This window comes from Azoarcus sp. DN11 (assembly GCF_003628555.1).
Taxonomy (GTDB): domain Bacteria; phylum Pseudomonadota; class Gammaproteobacteria; order Burkholderiales; family Rhodocyclaceae; genus Aromatoleum.
In genome coordinates this window covers 3,155,827-3,173,401 of record NZ_CP021731.1, presented here as the reverse complement: position 1 = coordinate 3,173,401, position 17,575 = coordinate 3,155,827, and the positions used below count along the sequence as shown (strand labels likewise).

Here is a 17,575-nt window from a genome sequence, read left to right as displayed (position 1 = left end):
CCCGGCTCATCCCGAAATCGTCGTGATGCCGTTGCGGATGGCATACTTCGTCAGCTCCGCGACGCTGTGCAGATCGAGCTTGCGCATGATGTTGCGGCGGTGCACCTCGACCGTCGAGGCCGCGAGATGCAGGCGTTCGGCGATGCGTGCCGAGGTGTGCCCTTCCGCAATCAGCTGCAGCACCTGGCGCTCGCGCGCGGTGATGCGCGGCGTGGCGGTGTCGCGTGGGACATTGTCGAGCAGCGCATTCGTGACGGTCGCGGCGACGTCCGGGCACAGGTAGGTCTTTCCGAGCTGCACCGTGTGGATCGCGCGCAACAGCTCTTCGCCTGCTTCGGCCTTGGTGACGAAGCCGCGCGCGCCGGCGTTGAGCAGGTCGAGCACGAACTGGCGGTCGGAAAATGCCGACACGCCGATCACCTTGATGTGCGGCCGCAGCGCGAGCAGGCGCCGCGTCGTCTCGATGCCGTTCATCGCCGGCATCCCGATGTCCACGCAGGCGATGTCGACCGGCTGGTCTGCAGCGATCGCCAGCAGCTCCTCGCCGGTGCCCGCGACACCGACGACGTCGATGCCGGGCTCCTTCTCCAGCAGCGCGCGCAGGGCATGGAGGAACATCCGGTGATCGTCCGCGAGGGCGATATGTACCTTGGTGTTGGTCATTGCGTGTCCGTGGGTGGTGGCTGCCGTTTCGCGAAGTCGCTGGCTCGCCGGAACGGCCGGAGGAGGACCCCGCTCGCGCCGATGTCGAACGTCACCTGGATTTCGGTTCCGGACTGTGGGTGCGAGCGCAGCGAAAACCGTCCGCCGGCAAATTCTGCCCGCTCCCTCATCGTGATCAGGCCGAGTCCCGGTGTCGCTCCGGTCTCGCCCAGGTGGCGTGGATCGAAACCCACGCCGTCGTCGGCGACCTGCATCAGCAGGCGGGTGTTGCGGTTCGACAGATGGATACGGACGTTCCTGGCGCGCGCGTGCTTGGCGCAATTCGTCAGGGCTTCCTGCGCGATGCGAAAGAGCAGCGACTGGAGGTTGGAAGGCAGTTGCATCGTGAAGCCGGTGGTGTCGAGGTGCACGTCGATCCCCGTGCGCAGTCTGAACTGCTGGGCGTAGTCCTGCACTGCAGGAACCAGCCCGGCGTAATCGAGCGTGGCCGGGCGCAGGTTGGTGCAGATGTCGCGGATGCCGCTGATCGTGTCGAGGAGCAGCGCCTGCGCGTCGTCGAGCAGGGGCTGGAGCTCGGAGAGCGCGACCGGCGGCAGCGCCCGCGCGAGGTTGGTCAGCGTGAGCTGCAGGGCGGCCAGGTTGGGGCTGGCATGGTCGTGCAGCGCCGAGGCGAACTTGCGGCGTTCGTTTTCCTGCACGTCGACCATGTGCCGCGAAAGCTCCGCGAGGCGGGTCGCGTGGGCCGTGCGTTCGAGCTCGAGCTGCTTGCGGTCGGTGTTGTCCGACAGCACCGTGCGGCTGGCGAGGAAATTCCCCTGCGCATCGAAGAGCGCCGTCGAACTCATGAGAACGGGCTGGATCGAGCCATCCTTGTGCAACAGTTCCATGTCCATGTTGTGCAGCACGCCCATTCTCTTGAACGTGCGGAAGACCTGCCCGAACAAGGCGCGGCTGGCCGGGCCGAAGAGTTCGGAGGCATGCATGCGGCCGACGACTTCCTCCCGCTCGTACCCCTGCCAGCGCAGCTGCGTGTCGTTGATCCGGATGATCAGCCCGTTTGCGTCGAGCGAGTAGTAACCGCAGGGCGCGTTCTGGTACAGGTCCTCGATCTCGTGGGTCTTGCGGCGGAGTTCCTGTTCCGCGAGCTTGCGTTCGGTGATGTCCTGCGTTGTCCCGTACAGCTTGTACACCCTGCCGCTGCCGTCTTTCACGGGAACGATGGTCGTGGCGTGGTAGCGCTCTGCTCCCGACGGCAGAAGCACGGTCTGCTCGAGGTCGAGGCGGTTCCCGCTATCGATCGCTTCCCAGAACGCCGCCCGCGTGAGCTCCACGGATTCGAGCGAGTAGTAGCCGAGCGCCTCGTTCAGGTCAGGCGTCCCCATGGCGTTCGAACGCTCGAACAGACGAAAAAGCTGCGGGGACCAGCTCATCGCGCCCGTGTTGCGATCCAGCTCCCAATCGCCCATGCGGCCGACCGCCTGCGCTTCGTGCAGCCGCGCTTCGCTGGCGCGCAGCGCCTCTTCATTGTCTCGGTAATCGGTGAGCTCCCGCGGCATGACGATCTCACTGCGAAACGGATGACGTGGCGGGCACACATCCGCGCGCCCCTCCGACCGGGCCGGCGGGTGGCGATGGATGGGCGTCAAGCTCGAAAGGCAGTGCAGGGTCTGAGCTTCTTTGTTCCATTTTAGATAGAGCAACAACCTCCCTGTCGATTTCAACCGGCCGGCGCGGCGTTCTCACGGGCACCGGGCACAGGTTATCCGAAAAGCATCCATACCCACTCTTTTCGAATGGATAAAACCGGCGTGGATGGCCGTTCTCGGACGGATGATCATACCGGTAGAATCTTTCCCCATATACCACGAACCGGCGATGTGCCTGTAACGCGATGTTTCCATCGCCGGCAGCACCTCATTCCTCCGCGACGGCGCGGCGTGGCGGGCGGAGGAGATAACGGGCGGGGTCGAGGGCGTCGACGAGGGGGCGTTCGAGCGGCAGGGGGTCGCCGGCAAGCTCGCTCGCCAGCAGTTCGGCCGCGAGCGCGGCCCACACGAGTCCGCGCGCGCCGAATCCCTCGACCGCATGGAGGTCCGGTTGGCGCGGGATGGACGCGAGCGGCGTGCCGCGCTCGGCCTGGAGAATCGACGGGATCGCGCCGATCATCGGCAGGCGATCCGGGGAGGCCGGACGGAATCCGACGCGTCCGTCGAGTTGCGCCGGGTCCAGGCCGGAGGCAAAGCCCGGCAGGATGAAGTTCAGTTTCGCGAGGTTTTCGCGGTGATCGGCGAGGCGCTGCGCCGGGTCGTCGTCGTCCACGGAAAAGGTGGCGCCGGCACAGCGCACGCCGTCGATTTCCGGGCTGACATAGCCGAGCCGGCACACGACGACGCGCGGTGCGCTGCCTGGCAGGGCGGGCAGGTGGCTCACCTGGCCTCGCGCGCTGCGCACGGGGAGGGCGGCCGCCTGCGGGAACTGCCGGATGCCGGTGCCGTTGGCGAGGATCGCGACCGGCGCCGCGGCGATCGTCTGCCCGCCCGCATCGAGTGCGCGCCAACCCGCCGGACCCTGCTCCAGCGCAGCGACACCACGGCCGTAATGACACCGGATGCGTTGCGGAAAGGCAGCCAGATTCGCCGCGCACAGGCTGGGCGGATTTACCCAGCCGCCACCCGGAAACCACCAGCCGCCCTGTGCGACCGGCCAGCCGGCGAGCTCCGTGGCCTGCTCACGGTCGACGAAACGCAGGAAATCGTCGGGGGCCTGCGCGGCCTCCACGACGCGTCGCTGCTTCTCCTCGTGCGCTGGATCGCGTGCGAGGTGCAGCACGCCGCAGGCGTCCCAGCGCACCGGGAGGCCGAGTTCGCTCAGACGCTGCAGGTGGCGCAGGCCGTACAGCGCGCCGGCGCGCGTGATGCGGGCGAGGCGGTTGTCGTCGAGGCTCGGCAGCGGCCGCAGCACCCCGCTCAGGTTGCCCGACGCGCCGGCACCGGGGCCGGGGGCGGCGTCGACCACCTCCACGCTCCAGCCGCGCTCGGCGAGGCGGTTTGCGATGCTGCTGCCGGCGAGACCCGCGCCGAGCACCAGCGCGTGCCGGGGTGAGTCCCCCGCGGGCGCCGAATCGGGAGCGTCGAACCGGGCGCGCAGCATCTCGCGCTTGCCGCCGAAACCCGCGCCCTTCTCGCAGCGGAAACCGATCTCCCCGAGCGCCCGGCGCACTGCGCCGCTCACCGACCAGGTCGCGAGCGTCGCTCCGGGGGCGGCGAGTCGCGGAAGCTCGCGCAGCAGCTCGGCGGACCACAGTTCGGGGTTCGTCGCCGGGGAAAAACCGTCCAGATAGAACGCATCGGCGCGGCATTGCAGTTGCGGGAGCAGTTCGAGCGCGTCGCCCAGCATCAGCGTCAGGATGACGCGGCCGCCATTGAGGTGGAGGCGATGCATGCCCGGCATCAGCACCGGCCACTGCGCCTGCAGTTCGGCCGCCAGCGGTGCGAGCGCCGGCCAGCGCGCGTGCAGCGTCGCCAGATCCGCGCGGCGGAAGGGGTGGCGCTCGACCGACACGAAGTGCAGCCGCCCGCAGCGCTGCGGATCGTCCCGCCATGCCGCCCAGGTGGCGAGGAAGTTCAGCCCGAGGCCGAAACCCGTCTCGACGATCGTGAAGCGCTCGCGCCGCCGCCAACGCTCCGGCAGGTCGTCGCCCGCGATGAAGACGTGTCGCGCCTGTTCGAGGCCGCCGTCACGCGAGTGATATACGTCGCCAAAGGCCGTCGAACAGGGCGTGCCGTCCTCGGTGAAGCTCAGTCGGGCGGGCTCGATGGGCATGGCGATTCAGGAACCCAGTGCCGAAAAAGACAGGGCGCCTTGCGGCGCCCGGGGTTTCGTTGCAGCGTTGCCGGTCATTCCAGCCGCATCTGCGGGAAGAGGATCACGTCGCGGATGCTCGGGCTGTCGGTGAGCAACATCACGAGGCGGTCGATGCCGATGCCGCAGCCGCCGGTCGGGGGCAGGCCGAATTCCAGCGCGCGGATGTAGTCGGCGTCGAAATACATCGCCTCCTCGTCGCCGGCTTCCTTCGCCTTCACCTGCTCGAGGAAGCGCGCGGCCTGGTCCTCGGGGTCGTTCAGTTCGGAGAAGCCGTTGGCGATCTCGCGGCCGACGATGAAGAGTTCGAAGCGTTCGGTGATGTCCGGGTTGGCGTCGTTGCGGCGCGCGAGCGGCGACACTTCGGCCGGGTAGTCGACGATGAAGGTCGGTTCCCACAGCTCGGCCTCGGTGGTTTCCTCGAACAGCATCAGCTGCAGCGTGCCGAGGCCGGCGCCGTCGCGCGGTTCGGCCTTGAGGTCCTTGAGCTTGTTGCGCACCCAGGCGGCGTCGTTGAGCTGCTCGACGGTGAAGCCCGGGTGATACTTGCGGATCGCCTCGACGATGGTCAGGCGCGCGAAGGGCTTGGACAGGTCGAGCTCGCGGCCCTGGTACACGAACACCTCGGTGCCCAGCGCTTCGCGCGCGGCCTGGCGCAGCAGGCCTTCGGTGAAGTTCATCAGGCTGCGATAGTCCGCGTAGGCCTCGTAGAACTCCATCATCGTGAATTCGGGGTTGTGGCGCGGGCTGAGGCCTTCGTTGCGGAAGTTGCGGTTGACTTCGAAGACCTTCTCGAAGCCGCCCACCACGAGGCGCTTGAGGTAGAGCTCAGGCGCGATGCGCAGGAACAGCTCCATGTCCAGCGCGTTGTGATGCGTGATGAAGGGCTTGGCCGCGGCGCCGCCGGGGATGGGGTGCATCATCGGCGTTTCGACTTCGAGGAAGCCGTGAGTGACCATGTAATTGCGGATCGACTGCACCATGCGGCTGCGCGCGACGAAGGTGAAGCGCGTCTGCTCGTTCATGATGAGGTCGACGTAGCGCTGGCGGTACTTCTGCTCGACGTCGGTGAGGCCGTGGAACTTGTCCGGCAGCGGGCGCAGGCTCTTGGTGAGCAGGCGCACTTCGGTCACCTTGACCGACAGTTCGCCGGTGCGCGTCTTGAACACGGTACCCACGCCGCCGACGATGTCGCCGATGTCCCAGTGCTTGAAGTCGACGTAGATCTCTTCGCCCACTGCGTCGCGCGTCACGTAGAGCTGGATGCGGCCGGACAGGTCCTGGATCGTGACAAAGCTGGCCTTGCCCATGACGCGCTTGAGCATCACGCGGCCGGCGACCTTCACTTCGACCGGGTTGGCTTCCAGAGCCTCGGGTTCCTTGTCGCCGTACAGTTCGTCGAGCTTGCCCGCGGTGTTCTCGCGAGCGAAGTCGTTCGGGAAGGCGCGGCCGGTGGCGCGCCACGCGGCCAGTTTTTCACGCCGCTCGGCGATGATGTGGTTCTCGTCGGCTACGGTCGGGGCGTTGTTGTTCTGGTCGCTCATGAATCGGCAGGCTTGCGGCTAAAAAGATAATTGTGGCATGCCCGGGAATACCCCGCAAATCCGCGCCGCTCGCCGTCACGCATCGTGGTGGGGCACAAAATTGGTCGAAGCGCTAAAGTGTCGCCCGCTGCGGCCGATAGTCGCGATATATCCGAAGCAAACCGTAGGCGGGGAGGAAGGAAATGGGCTCGTCCGAAAGCCTGTACGAAACGATCGAGAAGACGTTCTGGAATTCGCTCACCAAGAAGCTGTGCAGCTTCCTGTTGCTGTTCTTCATCGACCTGGCGTACGTCGGGATCTACCTGAACCAGAAGATGGCGGTCCAAGCGCTGCTCGAGGCGGGAAAGATTCCGCCCGAGCTGGCGCAGCAGGTCTCCGCTTCGCTCGAGACCGGGCTGTACCTGATGGCGATCGTGACGGCCGTGGTGCTCGCGGTCATCGTCGGGCAGATCCTCTACATCCGGCACCTCATCGTCCGGCCGGTGCGCATCATTACCGACATCTTCAACGAGATTGCGCGCGGCGAGGGCGACTTCTCGCGCAACCTGCCGCTCGTCACGCACGACGAACTGCGCGACCTCGCGATCAGCTATAACCATTTCGCCGAGAAGATGCGCCAGATCATCGGCGACGTGCGCACGATGACGGTGAGCATCGCCCGTGATGCCGTGATCGTGAAGTCGCGCGTCCAGGGGGCGGCGAACGACGCGCGCCGACAAGGGCAGCTCACCGAGGTGGTGTTCAGCGCGAGCACCGAATCGACCTCCGCGATCGAGAGCGTGTCGGAGAGCACACATCAGATTTCCGAGTCGACAACCAAGAACCTGGAGATCGCGCGTGCTTCACTGGGGGAGATGCGCGACATCTCGGAGAAGATCAACGCGGTGAGCGAGAAGGTGCTGCACTTCAACGCGACCGTGGACGACCTGTCGAAGCGCTCCGAGAGCGTCAAGCAGATCGCGTCGCTGATCCGCGAGATCGCCGACCAGACCAACCTCCTCGCGCTCAACGCCGCGATCGAGGCCGCGCGTGCGGGCGAGGCGGGGCGCGGCTTCGCGGTCGTCGCGGACGAGGTGCGCAAGCTCGCCGAGCGCGTGAATACCGCGGCCGAGGAAATCACCGGCAATATCGACGGGATGATCGGCCGCGTGATGAACACCCGCGCCGAGAACGAGGTCATCAACGTCGACGTGCTGCAGGCGCGCGAAGTCGTCGCGCGCTCGGCGATGCAGTTCCAGTTCATGGTCGGCGAATTCGAGACGACCGGCGAGCAGTTGCTGCAGATCGCGACCGCGATGGAGCAGCTCTCGGCGACCAACGGGCAGGTGCACGAGAACGTGGCCACGATCCACGATCTGTCGGGTACGGTGGCGAAGCACATGGAAGAGTCCGAGGACTGCACGGTGAAGCTCGCCCGCGCGACCGAGTCCGTGCAGGAGCTGGTGTCACGCTTCAAGATCGGCAAGGGCGAGTTCGATCACGCCGTCGAGCAGGCGCGGATCTTCCGCGATCGCGTGCAGGCCCAGCTCGAGGAGATGAGGAACAACCGCTTCGACGTGTTCGACAAGCGCTACCAGCCGATTCCCGACACCTTCCCGCAGAAGTTCAAGGTGTCGTGGGGCGACGAATACACCCGTCGTTGCCAGAAGATCCTCGACGAGTGCCTCGCGGCGATTCCGGGCTGTGCCTATGCCGTGGGCTTGAACGTCGACAGCTATCTGTCGGGGCACAACCTCAAGTATTCGAAGCCGCTGACGGGGAACCGGGAGGCGGACCTGGTCGGCAACCGCACGTGCCGCAAGTTCGAGGGGGTGGCGGAGCTGCGCGGGGCGAAGAACACCGATCCGTTGCTGCTGCAGACCTTCATGCGCGATACCGGCGAGATCCTGTGCGACATGTCGATGCCGATCATGATCGGCGGCCGGCTGTGGGGCAACGTGCGCGTCGGCATGCCGGCGGAGGCGTTGCTCGCCGAACGCTGAATGGCGAGAGCACCGGGCGCCGTGGGGTGCGCCCGGTGACGTGCGGCATGCGCCGCGGATCTGTGCCGCGGGGGATCAGCGGGCCTGTTCGGGCAGCTCGATCTTGACTTCCAGGACCTCGTAGTTGTCCTGCTTGTCGAGGTGCACCTTGATGTCGTCCGGATTGACCGAGACGTACTTCGAGATGACGTCGATCAGCTCGCGCTGCAGCGCCGGCAGGAAATCCGCCTTGGCCGCATCGCCGCTGCGCTCGTGGGCGATCAGCAGCGACAGGCGGTTCTTGGCGATTTCCGCCGTCTTCTTCTTTTCGCCGAAGAGGCGGGCCAGGAAGGACATTTCACTTGCCTCCGAACAGGCGCTTGATGAGCCCGGGCTTCTCGTAGTTCACGAAGCGCAGCTCGCGGTTCTCGCCGAGGAAGCGCGCGACGACGTCGGTGTAGGCTTCGGCGACGTCGGAGCCTTTCAGGTGGATCGCCGGCATGCCCTGGTTCGAGGCCTGGAGCACCGACTCGGATTCCGGGATCACGCCGATCAGTGGTACGCGCAGCAGTTCCTGCACGTCCTTGTACGACAGCATCTCGCCTTCGTCGACGCGCTTGGGCGAGTAGCGGGTGACGAGCAGGTGCTCCTTGACCGGCTCCTTGCCTTCCTCGGCGCGGCGGGACTTCGACTGCAGGATGCCGAGGATGCGGTCGGAGTCGCGCACCGACGAGACTTCGGGGTTGGTCGTGACGATCGCCTCGTCGGCGAAAGTCAGCGCGAGCACGGCGCCGCGCTCGATGCCGGCGGGGGAGTCGCACACGATGTAGTCGAAACCCATGTGCTCGAGGTCGTGGATCACCTTCTCGACGCCTTCCTCGGTCAGCGCGTCCTTGTCGCGCGTCTGCGAGGCGGGCAGCACGAAGAGGTTGTCGCAGTGCTTGTCCTTGATGAGCGCCTGGTTGAGCTTGGCGTCGCCGTTGATGACGTTGATGAGGTCATACACGACGCGGCGCTCGCAGCCCATGATCAGGTCGAGGTTGCGCAGGCCGACGTCGAAGTCGATGACGGCCGTCTTGAAGCCGCGCAGGGCCAGGCCGGAGGAAAAGGCGGCGCTGGTGGTGGTCTTGCCCACGCCACCCTTGCCCGAGGTTACGACGACGACACGAGTCACGGTTTGTCCTTCCTGAAAGTGTGCGCTGCGCTCAACCGAGCTGCAGCGGTTCGATGTCAAGTTTCTGGTCGGTGCCCCCGTCCGTGAGGCGCACGAGCGCTGCACGGCCGGCGAGCGAAGCGGGAATGCCCTGCTCGAAGGTGCGATAGATGCCGGCGATCGACACCAGTTCGGGGCCGAAATTGGTCGTCACGATGCGCGCTTCGGTATTGCCGCGGGCGCCGGCGAGCGCGCGGCCGCGCAGCGGGCCGTAACAGTGGATGCTGCCGTCGGCGATGACTTCCGAGCCGTTGCTGACGCCGGCCAGGAGCACGAGGTCGGCGCCGCGGGCGTACACCTGCTGGCCGGAACGCAGCGGACGGTCGATGTAGAGGGTGTTCGCGGAGCTTGCCGGTGCGGCGGCCGGAGCCGGTGCGGGCTGTGCGGCGGGGGCGGGTTCCGGGTGCGGTTGCGGCGCTGCGGGTGCCGCGCCCTGGCGGTCGCGCAGTTCGGCCGCGTCGAGGATCGCGAGTCCCGCCTGACGGGCCGTCGCGGCGAGGTCTTCCGGCAGGTTGCGCACGCCGACGGGCTGCAGCCGGTAGCGGCGGAAGAGGCTCGCGAGGCCGACCCAGTCGATGCGTTCGGGGTAGGCCGCGATGTCGGCGAAATCAAGCACGGCCGCTTCGCCGCTGAAGAAATCGGGCATGCCGCCGAGCATCAGGTGCAGGGCGTCGGCGAGCCTTGCCGGTTCGGTTTCGCGCAGGACCGCTATGGTGGCGCCGAGCGTCGCATTACGGAACTCGATCGAGCGGGCGGCGTTGGAAGCGGACATGGGTACGATGAGGCCGAAAAGCTTGAAAGTCTAATGACGACAGTGGAATCGGGCAAGGATCTTCCGGTGCATGATGTCATGCACCGGAAGGCCATAATCGCGCTCAGTGCAGGGTCGGAGGCGGTTCCGCGGGGCCGGGGCCGGACTCGAAGAGTTCGTCGATCTCGTCCGGTTCGAAGCGGTATTCGTGGTTCGACAGGTCGTCGCGCACGACCAGCTCGCCGTGCTCGGCGTAGATGCGGCGCACCTCGCCTTCGCCGAGCGCGCGCAGCATCGCGACGATCTTGTCGCGGTCGGGCGGGAAGTCGTGGGTCACCGGGCGCGGATCGTAGAGGCGCACGGTTTCCTCGGCGAACAGGCGGCCGAGCAGGGTCTCGGGGTCGAGCGCAAGGAGTTCTTCGCGCGTGACGGTCTGCGCGAACTGGTGGGCGCGCGACCAGCCGTCCTCGTCGCGCGCGTCGGCGCCGGGGAGCTTCTGCAGGAACAGTGCCGCGGCCGCGTCCTTGCTGCACGCGAGCCACAGGCCGGCCGGCTGCTGTTCGGACTGCTGCAGGTAATGCTCGAACACCGTGGCGATGCTGTTGCCTTCGAGCGGGACGAGGCTCTGGTAGGGCTGGTCCATGCCTTCGACGTCCAGCGTGAGCTGGAGGATGCCGTCGCCGACCAACTGCGCGAGGTGGTCGCCGTCCGGTACGGGCTCGTCGAAGGCCGCGAAGCCGCGCAGGTTCAGGGTCTCGTCGCAGTCGACCACGAGCAGGCGTACCGCCCCGTGGCCCTGCACCTGGAAGGTGAGGCGCCCGGCCTGCTTGAGGTTCGCGGTGATCAGTGCCGACACGGCGCTCATCTCGCCGAGCAGGGTGCCGACGTTGCGCGGGTAGTTGCGCCCCTTCTGCAGTGCCTGCCAGACGTCGTCCAGGCGCACGACGGCGCCGCGGATGTCGAGGTCCTCGAGCAGGAAGCGGCGTACGTAGCTCTTGTGAGTCTTCATCGGTGGGCTCCGTCCTGCGCGAACAGCGCGGTGAGGCGTTCGGTGTCGAATCCGGCGACGATCCCGCCCGAGGCCGTCTCGATCACGGGGCGGCGGATGACGCTGGTGTGCGCGGCCATCAGCGCGATGGCGTCCGCGGCGGAGGCGATCGCCTGCTGCGCGGGGTCGAGCTTGCGCCAGGTGGTGCCGCGCGTGTTGACCAGCGCCTGCCAGCCGAGGCGGTCGCACCAGCGGGCGAGCGTGTCGGGGGAGATGCCGGACTTGCGGTAGTCGTGGAAAGTGTAGGCGATGCCCTGCGCGTCGAGCCAGGCAAAGGCCTTCTTCATCATATCGCAGTTCTTGATGCCGTAGATCGTCGTGCTCATGGTCTTACTTGCGCAGTGCGCGTGCCAGCGCGTCGGCCATCGCGCCGCCGGCGGCGGGGCGCTCGTTGCCGCGCGTGCTTCCGCGCGGCGTGTTGCGGTCCTGGCGCGGACCGTCGCTGCGGCCGCGCGGGGCGGTGTCGCGCGGTCCGCCGACCGGGCGGGCTTGCACGGGTTCGTCGCTCATGCGCATCGTCAATGCGACGCGGCTGCGCGGCAGGTCCACTTCCAGCACCTTGACCTTCACGACCTGGCCGGCCTTCACGACGCTGTGCGGATCCTTCACGAAGCGGTCGGACAGCGCCGAGATATGCACGAGGCCGTCCTGATGCACGCCGATGTCGACGAAGGCGCCGAAGTTGGTGACGTTGGTCACCACCCCTTCGAGCATCATGCCGGGGGCGAGGTCCTTGAGCGTCTCGACGCCGTCGCGGAAGGCGGCGGTGCGGAACTCCGGGCGCGGGTCGCGGCCGGGTTTCTCGAGCTCGGCGAGGATGTCCTGCACGGTCGGCAGGCCGAAGCGCTCGTCGGTAAACTCGGCCGGGCGCAGCGTCTTGAGGAAGCTCGCGTTGCCCATCAGTTCGCGCACGTTCCGGCTGACCTTCGCGAGGATGCGTTCGACCACCGGGTAGGCCTCGGGGTGCACCGACGAGGCGTCGAGGGGGTTGTCGCCGTTGGGGATACGCAGGAAGCCTGCGGCCTGCTCGAAGGTCTTGGGGCCGAGGCGCGAGACCTTCTTCAGCGCGTCGCGCGTGGCGAACGGGCCATTGGCATCGCGATGCTCGACGATGTTGCCGGCGAGCGTGGCGTTGAGGCCGGAGATGCGCGCGAGGAGTGCCGCGGAGGCGGTGTTCACGTCGACGCCGACGGCGTTCACGCAGTCCTCGACGACCGCGTCGAGGCTCTTCGCGAGGCGCGACTGGTTGACGTCGTGCTGGTACTGGCCGACGCCGATCGACTTCGGGTCGATTTTCACGAGTTCAGCGAGCGGATCCTGCAGGCGACGGGCGATCGACACCGCGCCGCGCAGCGACACGTCGAGGCTGGGGAATTCGCGCGCGGCGAGTTCGGACGCGGAATACACGGACGCGCCGGCTTCGGACACCGTGACCCGGGTCAGGCGTAGTTGCGGCAGCGCTTCCATCAGGTCCGCGACGAGCTTGTCGGTTTCGCGCGAGGCGGTGCCGTTGCCGATCGCGACGAGCTCGACGGCGTGCTTCTTCGCCAGCGCGGCGAGCGTCGCGAGCGAACCGTCGCGGTCGCGGCGCGGCTCGAAAGGGTAGATCGTCGCAGTGTCGACGAGCTTGCCGGTGCGGTCGATGACCGCGACCTTGACGCCGGTACGGATGCCGGGGTCGAGGCCCATCGTGCAGCGGGCGCCGGCCGGCGCGGCGAGCAGGAGAGCCTTGAGGTTGCGCGCGAACACGCGGATCGCTTCCTCTTCGGCGCGCTCGCGCAGCTCGTTCATCAGCTCCAGTTCGAGGTGCAGCGAGATCTTCACGCTCCACGCCCAGCGCACGCTGTCGCGCAGCCAGCGGTCGGCCGGGCGGCCCTGGTCGCGGACGCCGAAGCGCGCGGCGATGCGTCCTTCGCACGGGTGGGGCGCGTCCGGGTCGGGCTGGTCGACGGTGAGGGCGAGGCGCAGCACGCCTTCGTTGCGGCCGCGCAGCAGCGCGAGCGCGCGGTGCGAGGGCATCGTGGCGATCGCCTCGCGGAAATCGAACCAGTCGCGGAACTTGGCGCCTTCGGTTTCCTTGCCTTCGACCACCGTCGAGGCGACCTGGCCGCTTTCCTGCAGCCAGCCGCGCAGCGTGCCGAGCAGTTCGGCGTCCTCGGCGAAGCGCTCGATGAGGATCTGGCGCGCGCCGTCGAGCACACTCTTGACGTCGGCGAAGCCGGCTTCGGCGTTGAAGTAGCGTTCGGCTTCGGTCTCGGGAACCCGGTTCGGGTCTTCCAGCAGCGCCAGCGCGAGCGGCTCGATGCCGGCTTCGCGCGCGATCTGCGCCTTGGTGCGGCGCTTCTGCTTGTAGGGGAGGTAGAGGTCTTCGAGGCGCTGCTTGGTCTCGGCCGAGGCGATCTCGGCGGCGAGCGCGTCGGTCATCTTGCCCTGTTCGGTGATCGATGCGACGACGGCGGCGCGGCGATCCTCGAGCTCGCGCAGGTAGCCGAGGCGTTCCTCGAGGTTACGCAGCTGGGTGTCGTCGAGCCCGCCGGTGACTTCCTTGCGGTAGCGGGCGATGAAGGGCACGGTGGCGCCTTCGTCGAGGAGCTGGATGGCGGCGACGACCTGGCGGGGTTGTGCCGAGAGTTCGGTGGCGATGCGGTGTTCGATCGGGGGAAGCATGGACTCGGGCGGGCGCGGTGACCACACGCGTGGGGTAGCGCCGTCTTGTTGGAAAGGGGGAACGAGGGGGGCGATGGTGCAACAGGGGGCCTGCCGACGCAAGCGCCGCCCGGTTGCAGAATTTGACGGATCAGAGCGCGATCAGGCTCTGGCGCCCGACCCAGCTTTCGCCGGCGTCCAGTTCGATGCGCTGGCGCGCCGCGGCGGCCTCGACGCACAGCATGTGGCGGAAGCCGTTCGCCGGCATGTCGGTGAGCGCGGCGCAGCGCGTTTCCCACGGGTTCCACACGATGACATCCGGGAAGCCTTCCGCGTTGATGCCGAGGCTGCGGTCGCCGTCGCGCAAGAGCAGCGGGCGCTTGACGTCGTGGTACACGCGGTCGGTCTCGTCCTCGACCACCAGCACGTCGCCGGAGTCGCGCTTGATGCGGTCGTGGTCGGCGGCGTCGCGGTATTCGTGGCTGTAGAGGCCTTCGAGGCGGGCCGTCTCGACCTCCTTCACGCGCAGGTAGGTGTGCAGCGCCGCGGTGAAGGCGAAGGGGGCGTGGCCGGTGTTCTCGACTTCGAGTTCGACGTCGAGACGCTCGCCCTCGACGACCACGGTGAGCTCGGCGACGAAGTTCTGCGGCCAGATCGCCCAAGTGTCGTCGGTCTCCGTGCAGCGCAGCGTGACGAGCGCGTAGTCGTCGCCCGTGCGCTGTTCGTCCACGACCCACGGGCGCGTGCGCAGGATGCCGTGCTTCGGGAGCTTGCCGAGTCCGGCGAACTGCGGGAAGCACACCGGGATGCCGCCGCGGATCGCGGTGCTGCCGTCGTAGACGGCGGCGGGGCTGAGGTAGAGGCGCTCGTCGCCGCCCGCCGGGATCCACGACAGGATCTGGGCGCCGAAGAGCGACACGACGGCGCGCGCGCCGGCCTGCGTGGAGAGCGCGAGGGCGGGCTGGCCGTGGAAGGTTATGGTTTCGATCGTTGCGGGCATCGGGTGCGTTTCAGTCCTGCAGCGCAAGGACACCGAGTTTGACGGTGTTGTCCTCGGGATCGTTCGACAGCACGAACCCCAGGCCCTGCACGAACTTGAGCATGCGTTCGTTGTTGGCGAGGAAGACGCCGTTCATGTACAGCAGGCCCTTGTTGCGCGCGGTTTCGATGAGCACGCCCATCAGCTTGCGTGCGAGGCCGCGGTGCTGCCAGTCGTCGGCGACGACGACTGCGAATTCGCAGGACTCGCCGTCGGGATTGACCGCATAGCGGCACACGCCGACCTCCATCTCGTGTGTTCCGTCCTCGGCCGGGATCGTTGCGAGGAAGGCCATCTCGCGGTCGTAGTCGATCTGCGTCAGGCGCGCGACCATCGCCGGCGGCAGTTCGCGCATGGTGTTCATGAAGCGGTAGTACTTGGTCTCGGCCGACAGCTTGCGCACGAACTCGACTTCGAGTTCGGCGTCCTCGGGCTTGATCGGGCGGATCGTGACCACGGTGCCTTCGGGCTGGATCCAGGTGCTGGTGAGCTGCGACGGGTAGGGGTGGATCGCCATGTGTGCGTAGCGGTCGACCGACGGGGACACGTTTTCCACCGTGACCCGTGCGTCGACGGCAACGGCGCCGTGCTCGTCGACGATCAGCGGGTTGATCTCCATCGTCGTGATCCACGGCAGCTCGCAGACCATTTCCGACACGCGCAGCAGGACGAATTCCAGCGCTTCCATGTCGACCGGGGGCATGGTGCGGAATTCGCCGAGCAGGCTGGCGACACGCGACGACTTGATGAGGTCGTGCACGAGGTAGTTGTTCAGCGGCGGCAGCGCGACGGCGAGGTCCTTGTTGGCCTCGACGCGGTTGCCGCCCTCGCCGAAGGTGATGACGGGGCCGAACACGGGATCGCGGCGCACGCCGACGGCCAGTTCGCGGCCGTTGCGCTTCATGATCATGGGCTCGATCGCGACGCCGTTGATCGCGGCCTCAGGCTTGTTGCGGCGGACGTCCTCGAGGATCTCCTGGTAGGCGGTGCGCACCGCGGCGAGGCTGCCGAGGTTGAGGCGCACGCCGCCGGAGTCGGCCTTGTGGATGATCGACGGCGAGTCGATCTTCATGACGACGGGCAGGCCGATTTCCTCGGCCAGCACCATCGCCTCGGTCGCCGAGCGGGCGACGACGGTCTGCGCGATGGGGATGCGGAAGGCGGCCAGCAGCGCCTTCGATTCCATCTCGTTGAGCACCTTGCGGCGCTCGGCGAGCGCCGTCTCGATGACGAGGCGGGCGCTTTCGATCGACGGCGGCTTCAGGTGCGACAGGGACGCCGGCGTCTGCATCAGCAGCTTCTGGTTGCGGTAGTACGCGGAGAGGTGGCTGAAGAGCTCGACGGCCGGCTCCGGCGTGCGGAAGGTCGGGATGCCGGCCGTCTCGAAGGCCTTGCGGCCGCTGCGTACCAGTTCCTCGCCCATCCAGCACGTCACCACCGGCTTGTCGGCGGTTTTTTCCAGCTCGACGATCGCTTCGGCGACGGCGCTCGGGTCGCTGGTGGCCTGCGGCGTCAGCATCACGAGGACGCCGTCGACGTTGGGGCCTTCGATGGCGGCCTGCACGGTCTTGCGGTAGCGCTCGACGTCGGCGTCGCCGAGGATGTCGATCGGGTTGCCGCGCGACCAGCCGTGGGGCAGGGCGGCATTGAGCTTCTCCATCGTCCCTTCGGAGAGCTCCGACAGCGGGATGCCGAGGTCGGCGGCGCGGTCGGCCGCCATGACGCCCGGTCCGCCGCCATTGGTGACGATCGCGAGGCGGTTGCCGCGCGGGCGGAAATGCGAGAACAGTGCGTTGGCGGCGGCGAAGAGCTGCCCCATGTTGTACAGGCGGATCACGCCGGAGCGGCGCAGCGCGGCGTCGAACACCGTGTCGTCGCCGCTCACCGAGCCGGAGTGGGAGCGGATCGCCCGCGCGCCCTGCGGATGGCGCCCGACCTTGATCAGCAGCACGGGCTTGACGCGCGCGGCGCCACGCAGGGCGCTCATGAAGCGGCGCGCGTCGCGGATGCCTTCGACGTACATGATGATGCTCTCGGTGCGTGGGTCCGAGATCATGTATTCGAGGACTTCGCCGAAATCGATGTCGCTCGAGGAGCCGAGCGAGACGACCGTGGAGAAGCCGATGTTGTTCGGCATCGCCCAGTCGAGGATCGAAGTGACGAGGGCGCCGGACTGGGAGATCAGGCCGATGGAGCCCTTGATCGCGCTGACGTGCGCGAAGGTGGCGTTGAGGCCCAGTTCCGGGCGCATGATGCCGAGGCAGTTCGGGCCCAGCAGGCGGATGCGGTAGCGGCGCGCGGCCTCGACCACGTGGCGTTCGAGCGTGGCGCCGCGCGGGCCGCTTTCGGAGAAGCCGGCGGAGAGGATGATGATCGCCTTGACGCCGGCGCGCCCGCAGCCTTCGACCACGGTGAGGACCTTTTCCGCGGGCACGGCGATGACGGCCAGGTCCAGGCGGTGCGGCACGTCCTCGACGGTCTTGTGGCAGGGGACCCCGAGTACCGATTCATGCTTCGGGTTGATGGCGAACAGACGGCCGCGGAAGCCCGCTGCGAGCATGTTGCGGACGACCACGTGGCCGATGGAGTTTTCCCGCTCGCTGGCGCCGATGACTCCGACCGATTTCGGTTCGAGCAGGGGGCTCAGGTAATGCTTTTCTTTCATGTTGGTTCGCCTTGATCCAGGTTCGCTGGTCTCGGAGTGCCAGGTTCGGCACGTTGCCGCGCATGCGGAGTGAATCGTGTTCGTGGTGTTGCAGTGTGGTTATACCCTGCTCGAAACTCAAGTTTACCGCAGTGCACCATTCGAATGGTGACATAAACGACAAAAATAGCCGATCGGTACCAAC

13 protein-coding genes are annotated in these 17,575 nt (G+C 67.4%); 1 reads left to right on the top strand and 12 read right to left on the bottom strand.

Going from position 1 to position 17,575, the window contains the following annotated elements; all coding sequences use genetic code 11:
• Positions 1–6: 6 nt before the first annotated feature.
• From CDA09_RS14570 to lysS, 4 genes are all read right to left on the bottom strand, one after another.
• Positions 7–663 (bottom strand): response regulator, encoded by a 657-nt coding sequence (locus CDA09_RS14570; protein ID WP_121429309.1) that lies wholly within the window; start codon positions 661–663, stop codon positions 7–9.
• Entirely contained in the window at positions 660–2,219 is a 1,560-nt protein-coding gene (locus CDA09_RS14565) for a PAS domain-containing sensor histidine kinase (RefSeq protein WP_121429308.1), read from the bottom strand. The genes CDA09_RS14570 and CDA09_RS14565 overlap by 4 nt, the downstream gene beginning before the upstream one ends.
• 358 nt (positions 2,220–2,577) lie before the next feature.
• Positions 2,578–4,485, bottom strand: coding sequence for a bifunctional tRNA (5-methylaminomethyl-2-thiouridine)(34)-methyltransferase MnmC2/FAD-dependent 5-carboxymethylaminomethyl-2-thiouridine(34) oxidoreductase MnmC1 (gene mnmC / locus CDA09_RS14560; protein ID WP_121429307.1), 1,908 nt, complete (start codon positions 4,483–4,485; stop codon positions 2,578–2,580).
• 74 nt (positions 4,486–4,559) lie between these two features.
• The gene (gene lysS, locus CDA09_RS14555) at positions 4,560–6,068 is read right to left on the bottom strand and encodes a lysine--tRNA ligase (RefSeq protein WP_121429306.1); all 1,509 of its coding nucleotides are present in this window, start codon (positions 6,066–6,068) and stop codon (positions 4,560–4,562) included.
• 182 nt (positions 6,069–6,250) lie between these two features.
• Between lysS and CDA09_RS14550 the strand changes: the two genes are divergently transcribed.
• Positions 6,251–8,050: a methyl-accepting chemotaxis protein gene (locus CDA09_RS14550; protein ID WP_121429305.1), complete on the top strand. Its 1,800-nt coding sequence runs from the start codon at positions 6,251–6,253 to the stop codon at positions 8,048–8,050.
• A gap of 75 nt (positions 8,051–8,125) precedes the next feature.
• On the opposite strand, the gene minE is transcribed toward CDA09_RS14550, so the two are convergent.
• The 8 genes from minE to CDA09_RS14510 all read right to left on the bottom strand — a co-directional run bounded on the left by minE (position 8,126) and on the right by CDA09_RS14510 (position 17,391).
• Positions 8,126–8,386 carry a cell division topological specificity factor MinE gene (gene minE / locus CDA09_RS14545; RefSeq protein WP_121429304.1) on the bottom strand — a complete coding sequence of 87 codons (261 nt, stop codon included), beginning with the start codon at positions 8,384–8,386 and terminating at the stop codon, positions 8,126–8,128.
• Between the two features lies 1 nt (position 8,387).
• Positions 8,388–9,164, bottom strand: a complete 777-nt coding sequence (gene minD, locus CDA09_RS14540; protein WP_502697094.1) for a septum site-determining protein MinD — start codon at positions 9,162–9,164, stop codon at positions 8,388–8,390.
• Between the two features lie 70 nt (positions 9,165–9,234).
• Positions 9,235–10,014 (bottom strand): septum site-determining protein MinC, encoded by a 780-nt coding sequence (gene minC, locus CDA09_RS14535; protein WP_121429302.1) that lies wholly within the window; start codon positions 10,012–10,014, stop codon positions 9,235–9,237.
• Positions 10,015–10,117: 103 nt separating this feature from the next.
• The gene (gene hslO, locus CDA09_RS14530; RefSeq protein ID WP_121429301.1) at positions 10,118–11,002 is read right to left on the bottom strand and encodes an Hsp33 family molecular chaperone HslO; all 885 of its coding nucleotides are present in this window, start codon (positions 11,000–11,002) and stop codon (positions 10,118–10,120) included.
• Positions 10,999–11,367, bottom strand: a complete 369-nt coding sequence (locus CDA09_RS14525; protein WP_121429300.1) for an ArsC family reductase — start codon at positions 11,365–11,367, stop codon at positions 10,999–11,001. Before CDA09_RS14525 ends, hslO begins: the two co-directional genes overlap by 4 nt.
• A gap of 4 nt (positions 11,368–11,371) precedes the next feature.
• The gene (locus tag CDA09_RS14520; RefSeq protein ID WP_121429299.1) at positions 11,372–13,708 is read right to left on the bottom strand and encodes a Tex family protein; all 2,337 of its coding nucleotides are present in this window, start codon (positions 13,706–13,708) and stop codon (positions 11,372–11,374) included.
• 130 nt (positions 13,709–13,838) lie between these two features.
• A complete protein-coding gene (locus tag CDA09_RS14515) occupies positions 13,839–14,687 on the bottom strand; it encodes a D-hexose-6-phosphate mutarotase (RefSeq protein WP_121429298.1) in 849 nt (282 codons plus the stop codon).
• 10 nt (positions 14,688–14,697) lie between these two features.
• Positions 14,698–17,391 (bottom strand): bifunctional acetate--CoA ligase family protein/GNAT family N-acetyltransferase, encoded by a 2,694-nt coding sequence (locus CDA09_RS14510; RefSeq protein ID WP_121429297.1) that lies wholly within the window; start codon positions 17,389–17,391, stop codon positions 14,698–14,700.
• Positions 17,392–17,575 lie beyond the last annotated feature (184 nt).